The sequence below is a fragment of the Pelobacter seleniigenes DSM 18267 genome (genome assembly GCF_000711225.1).
GTDB classification, from domain to species: domain Bacteria; phylum Desulfobacterota; class Desulfuromonadia; order Desulfuromonadales; family Geopsychrobacteraceae; genus Seleniibacterium; species Seleniibacterium seleniigenes.
The window spans coordinates 296,456-315,007 of the sequence record NZ_JOMG01000001.1; the positions used below are offsets into that span (position 1 = coordinate 296,456).

At 57.5% G+C, this 18,552-nt stretch carries 17 protein-coding genes; 10 read left to right on the top strand and 7 right to left on the bottom strand.

Annotated elements, in window-relative coordinates:
- Positions 1–3 precede the first annotated feature (3 nt).
- The 6 genes from N909_RS0101315 (at position 4) to N909_RS0101340 (ending at position 6,457) form a co-directional block, all read left to right on the top strand.
- Complete coding sequence (locus N909_RS0101315) at positions 4–1,347, top strand: sigma-54-dependent transcriptional regulator (protein WP_029910182.1); 1,344 nt, start codon at positions 4–6, stop codon at positions 1,345–1,347.
- 286 nt (positions 1,348–1,633) lie between these two features.
- A complete protein-coding gene (locus tag N909_RS0101320; RefSeq protein ID WP_029910196.1) occupies positions 1,634–2,575 on the top strand; it encodes a tripartite tricarboxylate transporter substrate binding protein in 942 nt (313 codons plus the stop codon).
- Between the two features lie 6 nt (positions 2,576–2,581).
- Positions 2,582–3,034, top strand: coding sequence for a tripartite tricarboxylate transporter TctB family protein (locus N909_RS0101325; protein WP_029910199.1), 453 nt, complete (start codon positions 2,582–2,584; stop codon positions 3,032–3,034).
- A gap of 14 nt (positions 3,035–3,048) precedes the next feature.
- Positions 3,049–4,560 carry a tripartite tricarboxylate transporter permease gene (locus N909_RS0101330; RefSeq protein WP_063336372.1) on the top strand — a complete coding sequence of 504 codons (1,512 nt, stop codon included), beginning with the start codon at positions 3,049–3,051 and terminating at the stop codon, positions 4,558–4,560.
- 129 nt (positions 4,561–4,689) lie between these two features.
- Positions 4,690–5,391, top strand: a complete 702-nt coding sequence (locus tag N909_RS23515; protein WP_036682715.1) for an MgtC/SapB family protein — start codon at positions 4,690–4,692, stop codon at positions 5,389–5,391.
- A 214-nt stretch (positions 5,392–5,605) separates the two neighbouring features.
- A complete protein-coding gene (locus tag N909_RS0101340) occupies positions 5,606–6,457 on the top strand; it encodes a DMT family transporter (RefSeq protein ID WP_029910207.1) in 852 nt (283 codons plus the stop codon).
- A gap of 84 nt (positions 6,458–6,541) precedes the next feature.
- Here N909_RS0101340 and N909_RS0101345 read toward each other — a convergent pair whose 3' ends face one another.
- Positions 6,542–7,306, bottom strand: coding sequence for an SDR family oxidoreductase (locus tag N909_RS0101345; protein ID WP_029910210.1), 765 nt, complete (start codon positions 7,304–7,306; stop codon positions 6,542–6,544).
- Between the two features lie 102 nt (positions 7,307–7,408).
- Here N909_RS0101345 and N909_RS0101350 point away from each other — a divergent pair, with 102 nt between their 5' ends.
- A complete protein-coding gene (locus tag N909_RS0101350) occupies positions 7,409–7,813 on the top strand; it encodes a hypothetical protein (RefSeq protein ID WP_029910213.1) in 405 nt (134 codons plus the stop codon).
- Here the strand turns inward: N909_RS0101350 and N909_RS0101355 are convergent.
- The 3 genes from N909_RS0101355 to N909_RS0101365 all read right to left on the bottom strand — a co-directional run bounded on the left by N909_RS0101355 (position 7,807) and on the right by N909_RS0101365 (position 11,920).
- Positions 7,807–9,525: a radical SAM protein gene (locus N909_RS0101355; RefSeq protein ID WP_051689428.1), complete on the bottom strand. Its 1,719-nt coding sequence runs from the start codon at positions 9,523–9,525 to the stop codon at positions 7,807–7,809. The two genes, N909_RS0101350 and N909_RS0101355, sit on opposite strands and share 7 nt — an antisense overlap.
- A 105-nt stretch (positions 9,526–9,630) precedes the next feature.
- Positions 9,631–9,999 (bottom strand): diacylglycerol kinase, encoded by a 369-nt coding sequence (locus tag N909_RS0101360; RefSeq protein WP_029910220.1) that lies wholly within the window; start codon positions 9,997–9,999, stop codon positions 9,631–9,633.
- A 1-nt stretch (position 10,000) separates the two neighbouring features.
- Positions 10,001–11,920: an LTA synthase family protein gene (locus N909_RS0101365; RefSeq protein ID WP_051689429.1), complete on the bottom strand. Its 1,920-nt coding sequence runs from the start codon at positions 11,918–11,920 to the stop codon at positions 10,001–10,003.
- Positions 11,921–12,231: 311 nt separating this feature from the next.
- Here N909_RS0101365 and N909_RS0101370 point away from each other — a divergent pair, with 311 nt between their 5' ends.
- Together N909_RS0101370 and N909_RS0101375 are read left to right on the top strand one after the other, a co-directional pair.
- Positions 12,232–12,894 (top strand): response regulator, encoded by a 663-nt coding sequence (locus N909_RS0101370; protein WP_029910225.1) that lies wholly within the window; start codon positions 12,232–12,234, stop codon positions 12,892–12,894.
- Complete coding sequence (locus tag N909_RS0101375) at positions 12,891–14,240, top strand: sensor histidine kinase (protein WP_051689430.1); 1,350 nt, start codon at positions 12,891–12,893, stop codon at positions 14,238–14,240. Before N909_RS0101370 ends, N909_RS0101375 begins: the two co-directional genes overlap by 4 nt.
- Positions 14,241–14,279: 39 nt before the next feature.
- Here N909_RS0101375 and N909_RS0101380 read toward each other — a convergent pair whose 3' ends face one another.
- A complete protein-coding gene (locus tag N909_RS0101380; RefSeq protein WP_051689431.1) occupies positions 14,280–14,978 on the bottom strand; it encodes a GntR family transcriptional regulator in 699 nt (232 codons plus the stop codon).
- Between the two features lie 426 nt (positions 14,979–15,404).
- Here N909_RS0101380 and N909_RS0101385 point away from each other — a divergent pair, with 426 nt between their 5' ends.
- The gene (locus tag N909_RS0101385; RefSeq protein ID WP_029910236.1) at positions 15,405–16,454 is read left to right on the top strand and encodes a trigger factor; all 1,050 of its coding nucleotides are present in this window, start codon (positions 15,405–15,407) and stop codon (positions 16,452–16,454) included.
- 89 nt (positions 16,455–16,543) lie between these two features.
- Here N909_RS0101385 and N909_RS0101390 read toward each other — a convergent pair whose 3' ends face one another.
- Both N909_RS0101390 and N909_RS0101395 read right to left on the bottom strand, forming a co-directional pair.
- On the bottom strand, positions 16,544–16,888 hold the full coding sequence (locus N909_RS0101390) for a 5-carboxymethyl-2-hydroxymuconate Delta-isomerase (protein ID WP_029910237.1): 345 nt from the start codon (positions 16,886–16,888) through the stop codon (positions 16,544–16,546).
- 168 nt (positions 16,889–17,056) lie between these two features.
- On the bottom strand, positions 17,057–18,268 hold the full coding sequence (locus N909_RS0101395) for an MFS transporter (RefSeq protein WP_029910240.1): 1,212 nt from the start codon (positions 18,266–18,268) through the stop codon (positions 17,057–17,059).
- Positions 18,269–18,552 lie beyond the last annotated feature (284 nt).

Below are 18,552 nucleotides of genomic sequence, written 5' to 3' on the forward strand. Positions count from 1 at the left end.
ACCATGACCGCACCGATTGGAGAAATTTACCTGATTGACGATGAAGTCGAAATTCTGGAGGCCTGCCGGCAAACCTTCGAGCTGGAAGGGTACGCCATCCGCACCTTTAACAAGCCGCATCAGGCCCTTGCCCAGATCCGCCCGGACTGGCTCGGGGTGGTCATTACCGATGTCAAGATGCCGGAGATCGACGGCATTACCCTGCTTGGAAAAATTCACGCCACCGCCCCGGAGATCCCGGTGGTCATTCTGACCGGACACGGTGATGTTCCCATGGCGCTGCGGGCCATGCGCGCCGGAGCCTATGACTTTTTGGAGAAACCGGCCCCGCCGGAATATCTGGTCGATGTCGCCAGGCGGGCTCTGGAAAGCAGACGCCTGGCCCTGGAAAACCGGGCTCTCAAGGAACAGCTGGCGACCGGTAGGAATATCGAAGCCCGGCTGCTCGGCAATGCCGCAGCGACCCGCGAGCTGCGGCAGCGGCTGATTTCGCTGGCGACCATCGATGTCGATGTGCTGTTGATCGGTGAGACCGGCGTCGGCAAGGAGCTCGCGGCCAGGTGCCTGCATGATTTCGGCCATCGCAGTGCCGGCCAGTTTGTCGCGCTCAACTGCGGCGCGATCCCCTCCAGTCTGGTGGAAAGCATGCTCTTCGGCCATGAAAAAGGCTCCTTTACCAGCGCCTCGGATAAGCAGATCGGAAAAATCGAGTATGCCCAGGGCGGCACCCTGTTCCTCGATGAGGTCGAGGCCATGCCCCTCGACACCCAGGTCAAGCTGCTGCGGGCCCTGCAGGAACGGACCATCGAACGGGTCGGCAGCAACCGGCAGATTCCCGTCGATTTCCGGGTCATTGCCGCAACCAAGGTCGAGCTGCGCCAGGCGGTCGATGCGGGCAGTTTCCGCGCCGATCTGTTCTATCGCCTCAATGTGGCCCCGGTCCGCATCCCGCCACTGCGGGAACGCCGTGAAGATCTGCTGCTGCTCCTTGAACATTTCATGGTGCGTTGGGCGGATAAATTCAATTGTGCCGTCCCGAACGTCACCGAGGACCAGCAGCAGCGGCTGCTGGAATACTCCTGGCCGGGAAATGTTCGTGAGCTGAAAAATATCGCTCAGCAATTACTCCTCGACCTGCCCCTCGACCTGCAGGGCGACGCCGCGCAGGGCACCGTGCCAAACGGCGAACACGGGCTTGACGAACAGCTCTGGGCCTTTGAGAAAAAGCTGCTCACCGACGCTCTCGCCGCCAACCACAGCCGCATCGAGAAAACTGCCGAGCAGCTGAAAATTCCCCGCAAGCGCCTCTATCTGCGGATGCAGAAGTTTAACCTCCGCCGCAGCTGAGATCCCTGCTCCCGGTCTGAGCCGACAGACCGGGTCAAACCAGGAACAAAATGGGTCAAAACTGACTCAAAGATCCCGGACCCATCTCTTCAGCATCCCCTCATCCGCCCATAATCCAGACGATTCTCCAGGTTAGCGCAGTTGGTACGATCCTTGTTAATGAATAAGGTCAGGTGTCGACAAGGGGGTCGCTCCGCTGGACTCTCTCTGTGCGCTCTTGTTGCTCCATTGTGTTGCTGCCGGTCAGGCAGGTCGTCAAACCTTTCATTTGGAACAGGAGAAAAAAATGCGCAAGATTATCGTTCTCGCCATGGCCCTCAGTCTGATTGTTCCCGTTTATGTCTTCGCCGCTTATCCGGAAGAACCGATCACCATCATCGTTCCTTCCAAAGCGGGCGGCTCAACCGATGCCTCGGCCCGGCTTTTTGCCAAAGCCGCCAAGAAATACTGGCCGAGTGCCGACTTTGTCATTAAAAACGTCGGCGGTTCCGGCGGGCAAAAAGGATTTGAAGAAATCGCCCGGGCCAAGCCGGACGGCTATACCATCGGCATGGTTTTCACAACTCAGATCGTTGCCCACATCGTCGCCAAACGGGCTCGCTACACCCTGGACAGCTTTCACGTCATGGGGAACTCCATGCAGGACCCGCTGATCGTCGCCGTCCCCGCGGATAGCCCCTATAACAGCCTCAAGGATTTCATCGCTGCCGCCAAACAGAACAGCCTGACCGCAGCGGTCAACGGGATCGGCTCCGATGACTTCGTTGCAGCCAAAAAGTTCGAACTGCAGACCGGCGTCACCTTCAACCTGATGCCGACCAAAGGCTCCACCGAACAGAAAGCCATGATCCTGGGGGGCCATATCGACGCCAGCTTCATGAACCTCTCCCAGCTCCAGGCCCAGCATAAATCCGGCAAGGCCAAGATCATCGCCATCCTCGACACCAAGCGCTCGGACATTCTGCCGGATGTGCAGACCGCAACAGAGCAGGGCTATCCGGTCAGTATGACCGCGACCCGCGGTTTCGTGGCCCCGGCCAAGGTGGACAAGACCATCCTCGCCAAGCTCGATGACCTGCTGCAGAAAGTGAACAGCGATGCCGAATTCATCGCCGATTGTGACAAAGGGGTGATGTTCCGCCTGCCCATGAGCGGTCCCGAGTACCTGAGTTATTTGACCGACCTGCAAGCGGAAACCCAGAAATTCTACGACAAGACCCCCTGGTAACCGATCATGACCAAACGACTTGCTGAATTCTTGATTCTCAGCCTGTTTCTGGTTCTTGCTGTGCTGCTTTACCGCAGCACAGCAAGCTACCCGGCTTCAGTACAAGGCTCCACGGCAATGTACGTCCGCTTTCTGGGGATGGCCCTGGGCCTGCTATGCGCGTTGGAGTTGTTGCTCTGGGTGAAAAACCGGGCCCGGGCTAAAGCGGAGAAAATGCAGCTGGCCGTTGCTCCGGTCAAGTTCTGGGGCCTGCTGATTCTGCTGGTGGGGTATGCCTTCAGTCTGACCCTGGCAGGGTTCTATCTCGCCTCGGCCATCTTTCTGCCCTTGACCATGCTGCTGCTGGGATCACGCAAACCGCTCTCCATCAGCCTGACCACAGCGGGCGTGCTGCTGTTTGTTTTTCTGGTCTTCGTCAAACTGTTGGAGGTTCCGCTGCCTGAAGGCTCCTTGTTCTAAAAGGTCTGGAAGCTATGATTCTACAAGCTCTGCAGGAGTTATTCACTCCGCTTTCACTGTTGGCCATTTTCATCGGCACCACGTCCGGGGTCATCGTCGGCGGCATGCCCGGATTGACTGCGACCATGGCCGTAGCGCTGCTGATCCCGATCACCTTTGCCCTGGAACCGTTGACCGGCCTGCTGCTCATGGGCGGGGTCTACTGCGGCGCCATGTACGGTGGGTCGATTCCGGCCATCCTGCTCCGCACCCCGGGCACCCCGGCAGCCGTGGCCACGGCCATGGAAGGCTACCCCATGACCCAGAACGGGCGTGGCGGACTGGCGCTGAAGGTCTCGGTGGTCGCCAGTTTTACCGGCGGGATTTTTTCAGCCTTCGTCCTGCTGCTGATCGCCCCGCTCCTGGCAACTTTTGCCCTGACCTTCGGCCCTCCGGAATATTTCCTGTTGGCGATTCTCGGCCTGGCCGGCATCGTCTCCATGGCCGATGATGAAAACCGTTTGGTCAAGGCGCTTATTTCCGGGTTGATCGGCCTGATCCTGGCAGTGGTCGGCACCGATCCCATGTCCGGGATGCTGCGTTACACCATGGGGCTGACCGATCTGTTTGACGGAGTGGCTTTCATGCCCGCCCTGATCGGCATGTTCTCGATCTCGCAAATGCTGGAACTGACCGGCGCCGAGAGCATCGTTGCCGATACCTCCAAGATAACCCGGATCAAGAGCGAACCGCTGCCGAAAGGGATCTTCAGACCCATTGGGCTGGGTTCAGTGGTGGGGACCATCGTCGGCATTCTGCCCGGCGAAGGAGCGACTATCGCGGCATTCCTTTCTTACAATATCGCCCGCCGCCGCTCCAAGAACCCGAAACTGTACGGCAAAGGCAATCCGGAAGGGATCGCTGCGGCCGAAGCCGGCAACAATGGCTGCGTCGGCGGCTCGCTGGTCCCGACCCTGACCCTCGGTATTCCCGGCAACAGCGTTGCCGCCGCGCTGCTCGGCGGCCTGCTGATCCACGGCCTGATTCCCGGGCCGGAACTGTTCACCAAGTACGGCGTCATGACTTATGCCTTCATTCTGTCCCTGTTCATCGCCAACCTGGTGTTCCTGGTGCTGGGACTGTTCATGGCGCCTTATTTCGCCAGAATCGCCTTAACTCCCATTGCCCTGTTGATCCCGGTGGTGTGCCTGTTCTCGGTGTTGGGTTCCTATGCCATGAACAACAGCGTATTGGATATCTTTGTCGCCCTGATCTGCGGTTTTGCCGCCATCCTGTTGCAAAAAACCGGCTTTTCCCTGGGCGCGCTGATTCTCGGGCTGATCCTCGGGCCTATTGCCGAGACCGGCTTCGCCCAGGCCCTGATCATGGGACACGGCAGCTATGCGATCTTTTTTGACCGGCCACAGGCCATCGCCCTGTGGGTGATTATTCTGCTGCTGCTGGTCCCGCCGGTTTATCAGATTTACAAACGCCAGCGGACCGCAGCAACAACCGGCACAGCGCCCGAAAAGAGCAGGGATGAATAAACCGTAAGAGAAGCTTGAACCAACGGAACCATGCTTGCCGAAGCGGTGGCGGCGGCCATTGAGTGACAATTCATGGTTTTTAGCGGCGCAATCACTTTTGCCCGTAACAATGACAAAATTGAGGTGCTTATGCTATTCAGTCCGGAACTTTTTGGCAGTTATGAACTCGTCATTCTGATCAAACTTTTACTGGCCGCTGCTGCGGGCGGGATTATCGGGCTCGAAAGGGAGTGTCACGGCCGCCCGGCCGGGCTGCGCACCCACTTGCTGGTGGCGGCAGGGTCCTGCCTGATGATGATCGTTTCCGAAGCGTTTTTCCTCAAATACGGCGACCTGCCCGGCACCGGCGTGGTCCGCCTCGATCCCGGCCGGTCCGCGGCGCAGATCATCACCGGCATCGGTTTTCTGGGCGCCGGGGTGATTATCAAGGAAGGCTTTATCGTTCGCGGGCTGACCACCGCCGCCAGCCTGTGGATGGTGGCCGGCATCGGGATGGCATTCGGCATGGGGCTGGTCAGCGGCGGGGTGACCGGCACCGTCATCGCCCTGTTTTCCCTGCTGATTCTAAAAAAACTCGAGCCTCATATCAATAAGGACCGCTACCTGCATCTGAACATCACGGCCGCCGCCGAACCGGACCCCTTCCCTCAGCTGCAGGAGATTTTCAAAAGCAGGGCATTGCGCATCTCAAGTATCGAGGCTGATTACAACCTCAAAGATAAACAGATTCAGTATAACTTTGTCCTGACCCGCCATAAACGACGAATCGGCCGCGATCTCAGCAGCGAGATCGCCAACTTGGACGGAGTACAAAAAATACATTTTAAATAATTCCGGGTTCCCACCAGCGGCCTCTGGCCGGAACCGCCATCCTTGGCGGAGACGGTTGAAAAACCACTTGCTGAGCCCATGGAGGAGAGAGCAAAATTGTTGGCACTTTTCTCGCTTATTAATTTTTACAGGAGAAAAGCGCATGATTTCCAGCTGTGTTAAAAATCTCAGGACGGAACTTTCCTTCAACCGACATGACCCTAGCGAGCTACTTATGCCTCTCTCCATCATGGCCATCGTTCTCTGCGCAGCTCTGCTCCACGCCGCCTGGAACTTCATGGTCAAAAGCCTCCCGGACAAATTCATCAGCATGAGCGCGGTGGTTCTCGGCCACATCCCTTTTTGCCTGGCGGCCATCGGCTTTAATCCGTTGCCGGAGTCTGCCGCCATTCCTTATTTATTACTCGGCGCCCTGCTCCACACCGGTTACCAGTTGTTTTTGCTCAATGCCTATCGCATCGGCGATCTGACCCAGGTCTATCCGCTGGCCCGTGGAGTTGCCCCGCTGCTGGTGACGCTGACCTCAGTGCTGTTGCTGGGCGTGAGCCTGTCCGGGACGCAACTGACAGCGACGGCGATGATCGGTTTGGGGATCATGAGCCTCTCCGCGCTGCGAAAAGGTGATGGTCCAAAAGATCTTAAACCGGCTCTGCTGGCTTTGCTGACGGGAGGCTTTATTGCCGCCTATTCCCTGACCGACGGGCTGGGCGCCCGGATGGCCGGAACCGCGGTCGGTTATTACGGCTGGATGTCACTGTTGAATGCGCTCATTTTCGGCGCGCTGGTAGCCAAGGCCAAGCCCGGGATTATCAAAAAGGTCACCCTGCAAAATCTGCCTCTGGCCCTGCTTGGCGGCGGTTTGTCCTTTGCCGCCTATGCGGCGGTGACCTGGGCCTTCACCCGCGCCCCTATTGCCCTGGTCACGGCCTTGCGCGAGACCAGCATCATCTTTGCCCTGTTGCTGGGCAGCATTTTTCTGGGGGAACGCCTGAGTAAAGGAAAGGTCGTCGCTACGTTATTGACCCTGAGCGGGATCATCCTGCTGCGGCTCAGTTACGGCAGGTAAGGTCCAGACTTCGCCTGAAATCAAAATATGCCGGAGCTTCAACCGGCAGGCAGTTTCAAAATGCCGCCAGCCTCCCCGGGTCGGTTACTCGGCGTAGATCATTTTCCGGGTCATGCCGCCGTCAACGATGAAGTTTTGTCCACTGATAAATCCCGCAGCGGGCGAAATCAGGTAGCTGACCATGGCGGCAATGTCACGCGCCTCCCCTACCCGACCAACCGGATGCTGCCGGTGATCTTCGGCAGAGAGCTGCACCGTTTGCCGCCGACTCTGTTTCTTGAGTCCAGTCACCTCGATCCAGCCCGGGCTGACGCAGTTGACGCGAATCTCCGGGCCGAGGCTGACCGCCAAGGCATGGGTCAGAGCGACAATTCCCCCCTTGCTGGCCGAATAAGCCTCGGTATTGGCTTCCGACTGCAGCGCCCGGGTCGAGGCGATATTGACAATGACGCCGTTATTCTGCCGCAGCAGGGGGATCGCATGTTTGCTGCACAGAAAGGTCCCGGTCAGGTTGGTGGACAGCATCCGGTTCCAGTCGGCCAGGGCGAGTTCAGTCAGCGGAACCCTGGCGGTCCCGGTCAGCCCGGCATTGTTGATCAGTGCATCGAGCCGGTCGAAGCGCTCCCCAACGGCAGCAAAGACCGCTTGAATCGCCGCTTCATCGGCCACGTCAGCGCAAAAGACTACGCTCTTATCACCCAGCTCCTGCTCCAGCTCGGCCAGCGCCTCGCCATCGATATCCACGGCCACCACCTGCCGCCCTTCTGCAGCCAGCTGGCGACAGATCCCTCTGCCGATCCCCTGCCCGCCACCGGTCACCAGGACCACCTGCTCAGCTCTATTCTTCATCGCATCATTCCTTCAGGATGGGAAAATTCGTTATACTTAACGAATCAAGGCCCTGCGCGCAGCACAGCACGGGCATGACCGCCAACGACAAGGATTCGACATATGGCTGATTCCTTTTTCCAAAACCGTCCCGCACACTCCGGCCACCCGGTTCTCTGGCGCATTGCCAAAGCAGCTCTGCTGCTGAGTTTGCTGCTCCCCTTGGGCTGCGCCAGTCACACGGCCAAAACCAACGCACTCCTGGAGCGCGAATATCAAACCATGACCGATCAGGACCTGACCCTCTACTATTATCAGCTGCAGGATCAGATTGAAATCGTCGACAACAGCGCCGGCAGTCCGCGGGTCAGCCTGGGTTTCGGTTTTGGCAGTTACGGCCGCCACAGCGGCACCGGGGTCGGCCTCTCTTCGGACCTGCCCCAGCCGGCGCCAAGCCAGGATCTGCGCGAGCGCCGCAATCAGGTTCGCCTGGAAATGCAGCGCCGCGGGCTGACTCTGCCTCAGTGACAGATGCCGCAGCGTCGGCAACCGGGGCGGCAGGGGGGCGTTAGCAGCCCCTGCCGGGCACGCTGGTACTCCTGCCACAGATAGCTGCGACGAACGCCCTGGTCAATGATCTCCCAGGGGAACAGCTCTGCTTCGTCCCGTTCCCGGGTCACATAGAAACCACTGTCGAGGCCGGCCTGCTGACAGACCGGTTTCAGTTTCTCTCCTTGCGCCAGGGTCGGCAACAGCGTTGCGATCCGGCGGTCGCCACGGGACAGGAAGGCCTGCAGGACAGCGGCACGGATTGACTCATGATTGAGCCGGGCATTGGGAATACGGGCGATTCCGCTCTGCAGACGACGGAGCTTTTTCTTCAGCTCCTTTTCACCGGCCATCCCTGCCCACTGCAGCGGCGTAAAGGGTTTGGGGATAAACGGATTAACACTCAGAATCACGCTGCCCAGGCGCCCGCGAGCCCGTCCGGCTTCACGCCAGAGATCATTGATCCGCCTGGTCAGGGTGATGATCGCATCGATGTCCGCATCGCTTTCCGTCGGCAGGCCGATCAGAAAATACAGCTTCAGGTTGATGATCCCGCCGTTCGCCAAGAGCTCGACCGCATGGAGGATCTGCTCTTCATCGATCCCTTTGTTGATGAAATCCCGCAAGCGCTGACTCCCCGCTTCCGGGGCGATAGCCACGGTTTTGTGCCCCGATTGCCGCAGTTGTTCCACTTCCGTGGCGGTCAGGGCGTCAAGCCGCAAACTGGCCACGGAGACCTGCCCACCGCGCTCGAGAATCCCCTGCTGAAGCTGCGTGATAGCGGAATGATCGGCCACTGCCGCTGCCACCAGGCCGATCCGCCGGCGTTCGCACAAGCCCTGTTCGACCTGCTCAAGGAGGTTCTCCAGCCCGCGCTCCCGCGGCGGCTGATAAACATAGCCCGCGGCGCAGAACCGGCAGCCGCGGGAACAGCCGCGGGAAATCTCGGTCAGGGCCATATCCCCGAATTCAGTCGCCTCGGTCTGGATGAAATTACGACTCGGCGAAACGTCCAGATCGACCAGGTACTGACGCCTGACCCGAGCCGGGGCGGCAGCACTCCTGGTGACTTCGGCAACGGTCCCGTCCTCGGCATAGCGGGGCTGATACAGACCGGGGAGATAGATTCCGGGCAGCCGGGCCAGTTCGGCCAGTTGCTCCTGCCTGCCGAGAGCTGTGTTGCCCAGCACCGCCAGCAAGCCCGGCAACAACGGTTCAGCCTCCCCCACCGCCACGACATCGACGACCGGGGCCAGGGGCTCGGGATTGATAAAGGCACACACTCCGCCGAGCAGCACCAGCGGGTCCTGCTCGGTCCGCTGCTCGGCCAACCAGGGAATCTCCCCGGCGGCAAAGATCGGCGGCAGGTTCAGGTAATCATTTTCAAAGGAGATGGACAGGGCCAACACATCGAAGGCCCGCAGCGGCTGACCCGACTCCAGGGAAAGCAGTTGCGTCGGAACGCCCTGCCCCGCTTGCCGGTCAGGCAGAAAAAAACGCTCACACAGACAGTCGTCACGCTGATTCAGCAGTTGATAAACGGTCTGGAAGCCGAGGTTGCTCATCCCCGCGTGGTAGCTGTTGGGATAGATCAATGCCACCCGCAAGCGCTGCTCACGCCAGCTGTGGTTCATGACTCCGGTTTCCAGGGGGGATGAAGTTGTCGTTTTGTGATGTTTTTTGGTTGCCATATGGGCGCCATTTAAACACAGGCGCTAGGCTGCGGCAGCAAAAAAAAGCAGCAGTGGGTTGTCCGCCGAGGTGGCGGAGCCCGCTTTAAGATGGGAACAACGGCGTCAGCTCATCAGCAAAGGCCAGAGGATTGAAATCCAGATAGTGGCGCATAGGAGCAGGGCCAGCAAAACAGCGGCCGAACCGATATCCTTGGCCCGCCCGGACAGTTCATGGCGCTCAGCGCCGATCCGATCAACCACGGCCTCGATGGCCGAATTCATCAATTCGGTGATGAGCACCACAAACAGCGCGGCGATCATCAGCAACCGCTGAGTCGGCTCAACATCGAGCCACAGGGCCAGAGGAATCAGCACCAACGCCAGAAACAGCTCCTGGCGAAAGGCCGCTTCATTGACAAAAGCGGTCCGCAACCCTTTGGCAGAATAACCCGCGGCCAGAACGATCCGCTTGAATCCGGTATTCCCTTTCACTTTAGTTCACTTTGCTCCATGCGTTCAGATGTTGTTTAAAAACCGCCGCCGCCCCCTGATAGTAGCTGATATCGCTTCTAACCAAAGGATCGTCCTTGCTGACGGATTTTTCGTCGACCTGCCCCTGCGCCAGACCGGATTGTTCGCGAATGATTTTGCGCGGCTCCAGAATAGCCATCTTCCGGCCGTTAAACAGCCCCAGGTTCTGGTAGTTGGCAATAAAGGCCCGCCCGTCTTGCGGCGGCAGCCGCCGGATATCCTTACCGAAAAAGACCGACTCATAGCTCATGTTCAGGAGACCGAGCAGAGTCGGCGGCAGATCGATCTGACTGGCCAGGGTATCGATTTTCCCGGGCTGAATCTGCTCTGGAGCATAGATCCACAGTGGGATATGGTAACGCTCAATGGGCAGCGCGCTTTTCCCGGCACTGCCAGCCTGATGGTCTGCGAGAATAACAAAAAGCGTCTCCTTAAACCAGGGCTTTGCCCGGGCCTGACGTAAAAATTCCCCGATCGCATAGTCGGTATATTTGACCGCCCCCTTGCGACCGCTCCCGGAGGGGATATCGATTTTTCCGTCTGGATAGGTATAGGGCCGATGGTTCGAGGTTGTCATCAGATGCATGAAGAACGGTTGTTTTCGCAGAGCGGCCCGGTCAGCGACCTGCAGGGCCTGGTTATAGAGGTCGCCGTCGGACATCCCCCAGGCGTTGGCGAATTCGACCTGGCCACTCGGGACGCTCGACTGATCAACGATCTGGTAACCGTTACCACCGAAAAACGCATTCATGTTCTCAAAATAGCTGCGCCCGCCATAGACGAAATAGGATTGATACCCCTTTTGGTCAAGGACATTGCCGAGGGACCATTGATTGGTTTCCCGGCCGATCCGTTTGACGATAGAACGACCGGGGGTCGGCGGGATCGACAGGGTGACGGCCTCCAGGCCACGGGTGGTGCGGGTTCCGGTCGCGTAAAAGTTGGTAAAAAACAGACTCTTGTCGATCAGCCCGTCCAGCACCGGCGTCAAGCCATCCTGATTGCCGAAATAGCCGAGGAAATCGGAACTCAGGCTTTCGACCATGATCAGAACAATATTCAAATGCTTTTCCGGTCCGGGGTTGTTCACCTCCCGCTTGATATCAAACAGGTCATCACCGATATAGGCACTGTTCGGTTCAGCAACATTCAGGCGCAGCAGCTCTGACGCTTGCCGGGGTGGCAAGGTGGTATAAAATTGCTGATAATCCAGTTCATTATTCCGAAATGCGGCCACAAACTGATAGGGACCGTTGCTGGCCAATTCGTTCTGATAGACATTTTTGGAGATCTGCCGTAACGGCTGTCCCAACAGCACATAGCTGAGAACCGGCAGGCAGAGCAGGACACCAGCAACCAGACTGCGTCGGGGAAAAGATTCCTGGGCCAGCAAAGCCCGTTTGAGCGGCCGCCGCAACAGGTAAAAAATCAGCATGGCAACCACGAACATGCCCGCGAACAACGGCACAACCGGGTAGGATTCCATGATATTGTCCGTCACTTCGCGACGGTAAATCAGGTAATCGATGGAGATGAAGTTAAAACGAACACTGAATTCATCCCAAAACAGGTATTCTGCGACAGCGATAAAACAGCCAACATAGAGGGTTATGAAGAGAGACAACCTGACCCAGCCACGATTAAGCTTATGCGTCCACAGCTTCTGCGGACACAGCCAGAGGTAAAGGGTCGGCACAATCAGGGCATAGCTGAAAAAACCGCTGTCGAAGATCAGTCCGGTGGTGAAAATTTCCAACAAGCTGCCGGCGGAAACCTGAGCATCGGACCAACTGATCAGAAGTAAACCGAGCCGGGTGAGGGTGAAAAATCCCAGGGCCGTCAGGTAGGCCCAGAAAATCAGTTGAAATCGAGAGGTGCGCATAATAATCCATTGTAAATTAAAGGGAAAGAACCACTTTCTATTCAATCCGATATTATGCATACTCAACCTTAAGCCCAGCTTAAGGCGCACCTTGCGCTGTATTTTCACTCTCCACCGCGCCATACCTGGGCAGAAGCCGTGGCGGTCTCCGGAGCGCGGCCCCTGCTTGCGGGACAGGCCTGTGGCTGAGGCGGGAAAGGTTCTCGACAAAAGCGCCGAAACTCCGGATGATGGCGACGCTGCAATAGACTATCTCCATGGATATTAGTGTCCTTAACGTTAACAAGGTTCCTCGCCCAAGGTTGTGACAGATGAACATCCTGTTGGTTGAAGATGATGAAATGATCGGCGTAGCCGTAAAAAAAGGCCTCAGCCAGGAGGGGTTTGTGGTCGATTGGGTCAGGAATGCCGATGAAGCCGGCCTGGCTCTGGAAAGCAAGCGCTATGAAGTCCTGCTCCTTGACCTGGGCCTGCCCGATCGATCCGGGTTGGAGGTGCTGAATGAATTACGGAAAAGAGGCGATACGATTGCCGCCATCATCCTGACTGCCCGCGACGCGGTAGCGGATCGGATTACCGGCCTGGACAGCGGCGCCGATGATTATCTGGTCAAGCCTTTTGATCTGGATGAGCTGAGTGCCCGCATCCGGGCGGTGCAAAGACGGAAACTGGGGCGGGCCGAACCGCTGCTGGAGTCAGGTCAGCTGAGCCTGAACCCAGCCTCCAGAGAATGTTTCTGGCAGGGCCGTGCGGTGATTCTGTCCGCCCGCGAGTTCTCTCTGCTTGAAGCCCTGATCGAGCGGCCCGGTGCGGTGCTTTCCCGTGCGCAGCTGGAAGAACGGCTGTACGGCTGGGGGGAGGAGATTGAAAGCAACACCATTGAAGTCCACATCCATCATCTGCGGAAAAAGCTGGCTGCCGAAGCGATCAAAACCGTCCGTGGGGTCGGCTACATGCTGGGAAATCTGGAATGAATTCAATCCGCAAACGCCTCTTACGCCTGCTTCTGATCGGCCAACTGCTGGCCGTGCTCTTAACCGGGACGATCATCTTCTTCTATGTCCGCGGTGAACTGGAAGCCATCTTTGATGACCGTCTCTATCAGCTGGCCCACAGCGTTCATATGGACAGCGATTCCATCTCCCAGGCTCCCCTGCCCCTGATCAAGGCCCAGGAGAACGATGACGATTTCGTCATTCAGGTCTGGCGGGATGACGGCACTCTGCTGTTGCTGCTCAATAGTGAAGAAGGGACTCCGGCGCGGGCAGCGGAAGGCTTTAGCAATCATATCGACAAGGGCGTCAGCTGGCGCAGTTTCGTGCTGCGCCGCGGGGACCGGCTGATTCAGGCCAGCCAACCCTTATCCGACCGGCTCGAAGTCAGCAGCAGCGTGGCCTGGGGAGCCACGGTCCCGGTCATCATCCTGGTGATTGTACTCGGTCTGCTGGTCAGGGTCAGTATCAATTACGGCCTTGGTCCCCTGAAAAAACTGACCGAGTCCCTGGAGAAAAGACGCCCTTATGCCATGGAGCCCTTGCCCACCGAAGGTTTGCCCGATGAAGTGCTCTCATTGGTCCAGGTCCTGAACAGTCTGTTGCAACGGCTGGATGTCGCCTTGCAAAGCCAGCGCAAATTCGTCGCGGATGCCGCCCATGAACTGCGCACCCCGTTAGCCGCGGTGCAACTGCAAGCCCAGCTGCTACAGAAGATCGACGACCCGGACGAACGACGGCAGGCCTTGGACCAGATGCGCGCCGGAACAGTTCGCGCCAGTCACCTGGCCCAGCAGTTACTGACCCTGGCCCGGCTGGAGCCGGAAGATTGGCAGCGCCCCTTAACCGCCGTGGATCTCGGCGAGTTGATCAAAACGGTGGTTGCCGAATTTGCCCCGGCAGCGTTAAAACGGCAGATCGATCTGGGAATAGCGGAAAATGAACCGGCAACAATCATGGGTGATCAGGAAAGCCTGCGGATCATGCTCGGCAACCTGGTCGATAACGCCCTGCGCTACACACCGCAGAAGGGACGGATTGACCTCGCTCTGCAACGAGCAGGCCGCCTGGCCCGCCTGGAAGTCCTTGATAACGGGCCGGGAATCCCCGCGGCAGAACGGCAGCAGGTCTTTTCCCGCTTCTATCGCTGCCCGGGAACCACCGCCTTGGGCAGCGGATTGGGATTGGCGATTGTCCGGGAAGTGGTCACCCACCATAATGGTGAGATCAGGCTCGCCGCAAGAGTTGGCGGTCCGGGATTGCGCGTCACGATCAACCTGCCCCTGGCAGAGGACAACCCTGCACGGCAAAAAAAGAGCGCGGCTTGAACAGCTTTTCCGGGATGATTCCCTGCCCCGCCCGATCGCTCAATCTTGATCATCCTCAAAAAAATCCGCTTTACTTTTCACGATTCCTGGGAGGTCCTTCAGGATACCGCGCAGATGAATCCTCATCGCCTGCTCCGCGGCAGCAGCGTTTCCTACGGCGATGCCTTCAACAATGGCGCGGTGTTGCTCTACGACATGGGTTCTGGAAAAACAGCGGACACTGATATGGCGGACCCGGTCCATCTGCATTTTGATATTTTCCACCACCTCCCATGCGTAGGACTTACCAGCGGCATCTGCAAGGGTATGGTGGAACAGTTCATCCAGGGCCATAAAAGCATCAGGATCGCTCTCGGCAACCCGCCCCTGCTCGACAATCTGCCATTGCAGCTCGGCCACCAACGCCGTATTGTCCTGGTTCTCAAGCACGGCCCTGACAATATCGGCCTCGATCGCCTCACGCACAAAGCGCGCGTCCATAACCGCGGAAATAACTATCCGGCGAACAAAGGTTCCGCGCTGGGGACGAACCTCCAGCAGCCCCATTTCCACCAGGCGGATAAAAACCTCACGTACCGGTTGCCTGCTGACGAGATATTCGAGGGCAATCGCAGATTCGGAAATCTTCGTCCCGGGTTCCAGATCGCCACGGATAATACGATCACGCAACAGGCGATAAATCTGCGGCCTGACCGCAGCGGAATGATCCAGCCGGTATTCGCTTCGATTGTCTGTCACCTATCTCATCTCCATCCAGGTAAAGGGTTTTCCTATACCATACGTCCATACTTATCAACCAGCCCTCTTTCTTCCTGGCTCTCTCCGCAACTCCGCCGTTGAGCAAGAGAACTTCCGACTGCATCCTGCTTGGGCTTGCTTTTTGCTAGTTCTGCAGGCTGTGCTGCAAAACGACACAACCAACGACCCCAGCCGGGCGAGGTAAGCTGCGTAAGAATGCCGATTCAGTCGCCGGCGAGCTCTTTTCTCGTTTTGCAACAGACTAAGATGATAGTGGAAATTCTCATTTCCATGAAATAAGCTGGGGCGCCGATAACGTCCCGGCCTGTACAGAAACAACGAGCGCGGCCGCTGTCTCAAAATGAGATTAAGGGCCTGCTCATGGCATCTTTTTTCAAATCACCTATTCAAAGCAAGGAGCAACCAATGGCGGTCAAACTGTTAAAATCCAGCGCGGAAGAAGCGGTCTTTACCATCGAAATTGATGCCGTGACGATTGAAAATGCGATCATGGAAGAATTCACCAAAGCGACCAAAGGGCAGCAGCAAAGTCCACATATCCCTTTGAGCAACCGGGCCATGTTGGCCAAACACCCGGAGTTGGACAAAATCGCCGGCCAAGCGCTGAATAATATCCTGCCACGCTATTATATGCAGGCCATTAAGGAACTGGGGCTGACCCCGATGACCTTCCCCCAAATCAAGCCGCGGGAAACCAAACTGGGCGAACCCTGCCTTGTCGAAATCCGCGTCGCCCTGGAACCGAAAATCCCGCTGCAGCAGTATGAAGGATTGCAGGCAACCTACGCGCCGGTGATCGTCACCGAGGACGATGTCACCCAGCAGCTCGCTGGAATCCGCCAACAGCGCGGTGCCGGAGACGATGACGCCAAACTTCTGGCCACCCTGCCCTTTGACTCCATCGAAGCATTCAGCGCCGAAGTGCGCAGTTCGCTGCAAACCATGGCCACGGAAAAAACCGCCGCCAACAAACGGGAAGCCGTCCTTAACAAGCTGGTCGAAGTCAACCCCTGCAGCGTCAGGGAAGAAGTCATCGAACAGCAGACCATGATGATGATCAATCAGTTCCGTCAGCAGGTGGGGGCCAACAATTTCGAGGGTTACCTCAAATCTTCGGGCCGCACCATCGACGATGCAAAAAAGGAGATCCGCCCGGAAGCCGAGGCTGCGGTCAGAAAAAACCTGCTGCTGTCGGCTGTTGCTGACAAAATAGCACCTGAGATCAGTGAAGAAGATATCAAGGCGGTCATCTCAAAGCAGGAAAACTCCATCATGGAGGTTGGAATGAGCTACGCCGACCGGCGCAAACGGATCGAGGAGACCCCCGGCGCCCTCGAACAGCTGACCCATGCCATTCGGCTTGAGAAAGCAGTCGACTTCATCGTTCGGAAAGCGGTCCTGACAGAAACTGAGCCGATGCGAATTCTGGATCAGCTGCCGGAGCATATGAAATAAACCCGAGCCCAGCCGAGCAACCTGCCATGGACCTGAAACCCTGGAGCATGGCGGGTTGTCAATATCCGCAACCGGACTGTTCCTATCTGCTAAATCATTCTCCGATTAAAGAAGGTCTCTTTTTCAAATTCGTCAATACTCATGGTGATGTGCTGAATATCCGGGAACATTTCGGCTAGTTTCACCACGACAGCTTTGCTTAACTGTGCCCGCTGGTCGACGGTGCGACCCGGCATGATCGTTGTGAAGAGATGAATAAAGGCCTCATGTTTGCCGCCGACAGCATAGTCATTGTATGACTTCACGCGTATTTTTATATCCCGCTCATTGAACAGCTGAGAAGCCAGGACTGTCGCATGAACCTGCCTGATCAGTTCTTCTCCGGAATAGCGGGCCAAAATGTCTTCTGCGCTCTCAAGGACAATATGCGGCATAGTTCCTCCTGGTTGCTGGGATGTGAAGGGTCTTTCCAAACGGCACCACTGCAGCGGGCCGACAACGTTGAATGCGGAATCGATGCTCCAACTGGCCCGGGTAGGCTCTTATTTTAGCAGGGTTCCCGCCAACAAAGAGACTGCTCCCCGGGATTTCCTCCACGATCCTTATTTTTCTTCCCCGACACCTGCCGGAGCCGGGTTCGTTTGCCGTAATTGGCGCAGGAACAGCCAGACCACCGGCGGCAGGACCAGGATAAAAGCGTAGCAAAGCAGCAGGAAGGTCTGCTGAACGCCGATGCCGTCCGCCAGTTTGCCAATCAGCGGACCGGTGCAGACAAAGACCAGGCGGAAACAGAGGGACTGCAGCGACAGGATGCCGGCGCGATTGGCCGAGGGGATTTCCCGCTGGGCAAAGTTGAGCAGCATCGGCCCGCGCAGGCCGCGCATACTGGTCAGCAGGTAATAGAAGAGGAATCCCCACAACCCGCCGGCCAGGCCCAGCCCCAGATAGCCGCCGACGATCAGCAGGGCAAACAAAATCACCATGCGCCCGTCCCCCAGTTTCAATTGGGAGCGGTGACTGGCAAAGGCAAACAGAGCCACGCTCAGGTTGGCGACGGCCCAGATCGGTCCAAACCAGGAGACCGGCACCCCACCATCCTGCATATAGGGCTGGATCAGCCAGACCGGGTAAAAAGAGGACAGACCCAGCACCAGATTCAACAGAATGGTATAACGCAGCCGTTTATTGTCCAGCAAGGCGTAGCGGGTCGACCGCCAGGCCTCGGCAACATGGCTGGCTGGCGGATTGCCGGAGCGTTGTGGTTCGACCAGGGTCCGGGTCAGAAAAAAGAGCAGAATCCAGACCAGCACCTGAATAATAAAGGGCAACAATGGTGCCGCCGCGTACATTACCCCGGCAAACAAAGCACCGCAGGCTTCACCAATCTGCCCGGCCCCGCTCATCCGCCCCTGATGGCGGGCGTAAAAAAGCTCCTCGTCGGTTCCCTTAAGGCTTTCGAACAGCAGCGCACTGTCTGAGCCACTGATAAAGGACATGGAAATGCCCAGGAAGATTTCCGCGATCAGCACCCCGCTGAAGGTTTCGGCAATGGTGTACAGCCCCCAGCCGATCACCCCGAGCAGAGCCGCGTAATTGAGCGCTTTACGGTAACCGATCCGGTCGCTGATATAGCCGGATGGGTATTCCATAACCGCCATGGCCACGGCAAAGATACTCTGCAAGAGCAGGATCTGCGTCAGGCTCATCCCGATCTGGTCTTTCCAGAACAGGGTGATGATCGCCATGGGGAACAGACTCATCTCGAGAAAGGAAAAGGCGTAGAGTTTTTTGATGTTGGAGTGGAGTGTCGACATGGCGGAAGCATAGCCTGAAGCGGCTGGAACCGCCATACAGAAATGACTGACATCCCGACAAACAACAGGTGATCCGCCTTATCCATCCTCCCTATCGGAACCGGGTTTAGAAACTGTTACACGTCCAAACAGACCATTCATTATACCCTAACCTCAAATTAACAATATTTCTCTATTGGTTGCCCTTCGTCACGCGCCCGTTAACCGGCGCAACTCGTTTGGCCGGTCTGGCAGGTGGTTGTTCAACAGCCCGCCGGAGCGGGTTCCAGCAATATTTCAGGAGG

Excerpts from the sequence above, each read along its gene's own strand:
- N909_RS0101315 (WP_029910182.1), top strand. The coding sequence starts at position 4 with ATGACCGCACCGATTGGAGAAATTTACCTGATTGACGATGAAGTCGAA.
- N909_RS0101320 (WP_029910196.1), top strand. The coding sequence starts at position 1,634 with ATGCGCAAGATTATCGTTCTCGCCATGGCCCTCAGTCTGATTGTTCCC.
- N909_RS0101325 (WP_029910199.1), top strand. The coding sequence starts at position 2,582 with ATGACCAAACGACTTGCTGAATTCTTGATTCTCAGCCTGTTTCTGGTT.
- N909_RS0101330 (WP_063336372.1), top strand. The coding sequence starts at position 3,049 with ATGATTCTACAAGCTCTGCAGGAGTTATTCACTCCGCTTTCACTGTTG.
- N909_RS23515 (WP_036682715.1), top strand. The coding sequence starts at position 4,690 with ATGCTATTCAGTCCGGAACTTTTTGGCAGTTATGAACTCGTCATTCTG.
- N909_RS0101340 (WP_029910207.1), top strand. The coding sequence starts at position 5,606 with ATGCCTCTCTCCATCATGGCCATCGTTCTCTGCGCAGCTCTGCTCCAC.
- N909_RS0101345 (WP_029910210.1), bottom strand. The coding sequence starts at position 7,306 with ATGAAGAATAGAGCTGAGCAGGTGGTCCTGGTGACCGGTGGCGGGCAG.
- N909_RS0101350 (WP_029910213.1), top strand. The coding sequence starts at position 7,409 with ATGGCTGATTCCTTTTTCCAAAACCGTCCCGCACACTCCGGCCACCCG.
- N909_RS0101355 (WP_051689428.1), bottom strand. The coding sequence starts at position 9,525 with ATGGCAACCAAAAAACATCACAAAACGACAACTTCATCCCCCCTGGAA.
- N909_RS0101365 (WP_051689429.1), bottom strand. The coding sequence starts at position 11,920 with ATGCGCACCTCTCGATTTCAACTGATTTTCTGGGCCTACCTGACGGCC.
- N909_RS0101370 (WP_029910225.1), top strand. The coding sequence starts at position 12,232 with ATGAACATCCTGTTGGTTGAAGATGATGAAATGATCGGCGTAGCCGTA.
- N909_RS0101375 (WP_051689430.1), top strand. The coding sequence starts at position 12,891 with ATGAATTCAATCCGCAAACGCCTCTTACGCCTGCTTCTGATCGGCCAA.
- N909_RS0101385 (WP_029910236.1), top strand. The coding sequence starts at position 15,405 with ATGGCGGTCAAACTGTTAAAATCCAGCGCGGAAGAAGCGGTCTTTACC.
- N909_RS0101390 (WP_029910237.1), bottom strand. The coding sequence starts at position 16,888 with ATGCCGCATATTGTCCTTGAGAGCGCAGAAGACATTTTGGCCCGCTAT.
- N909_RS0101395 (WP_029910240.1), bottom strand. The coding sequence starts at position 18,268 with ATGTCGACACTCCACTCCAACATCAAAAAACTCTACGCCTTTTCCTTT.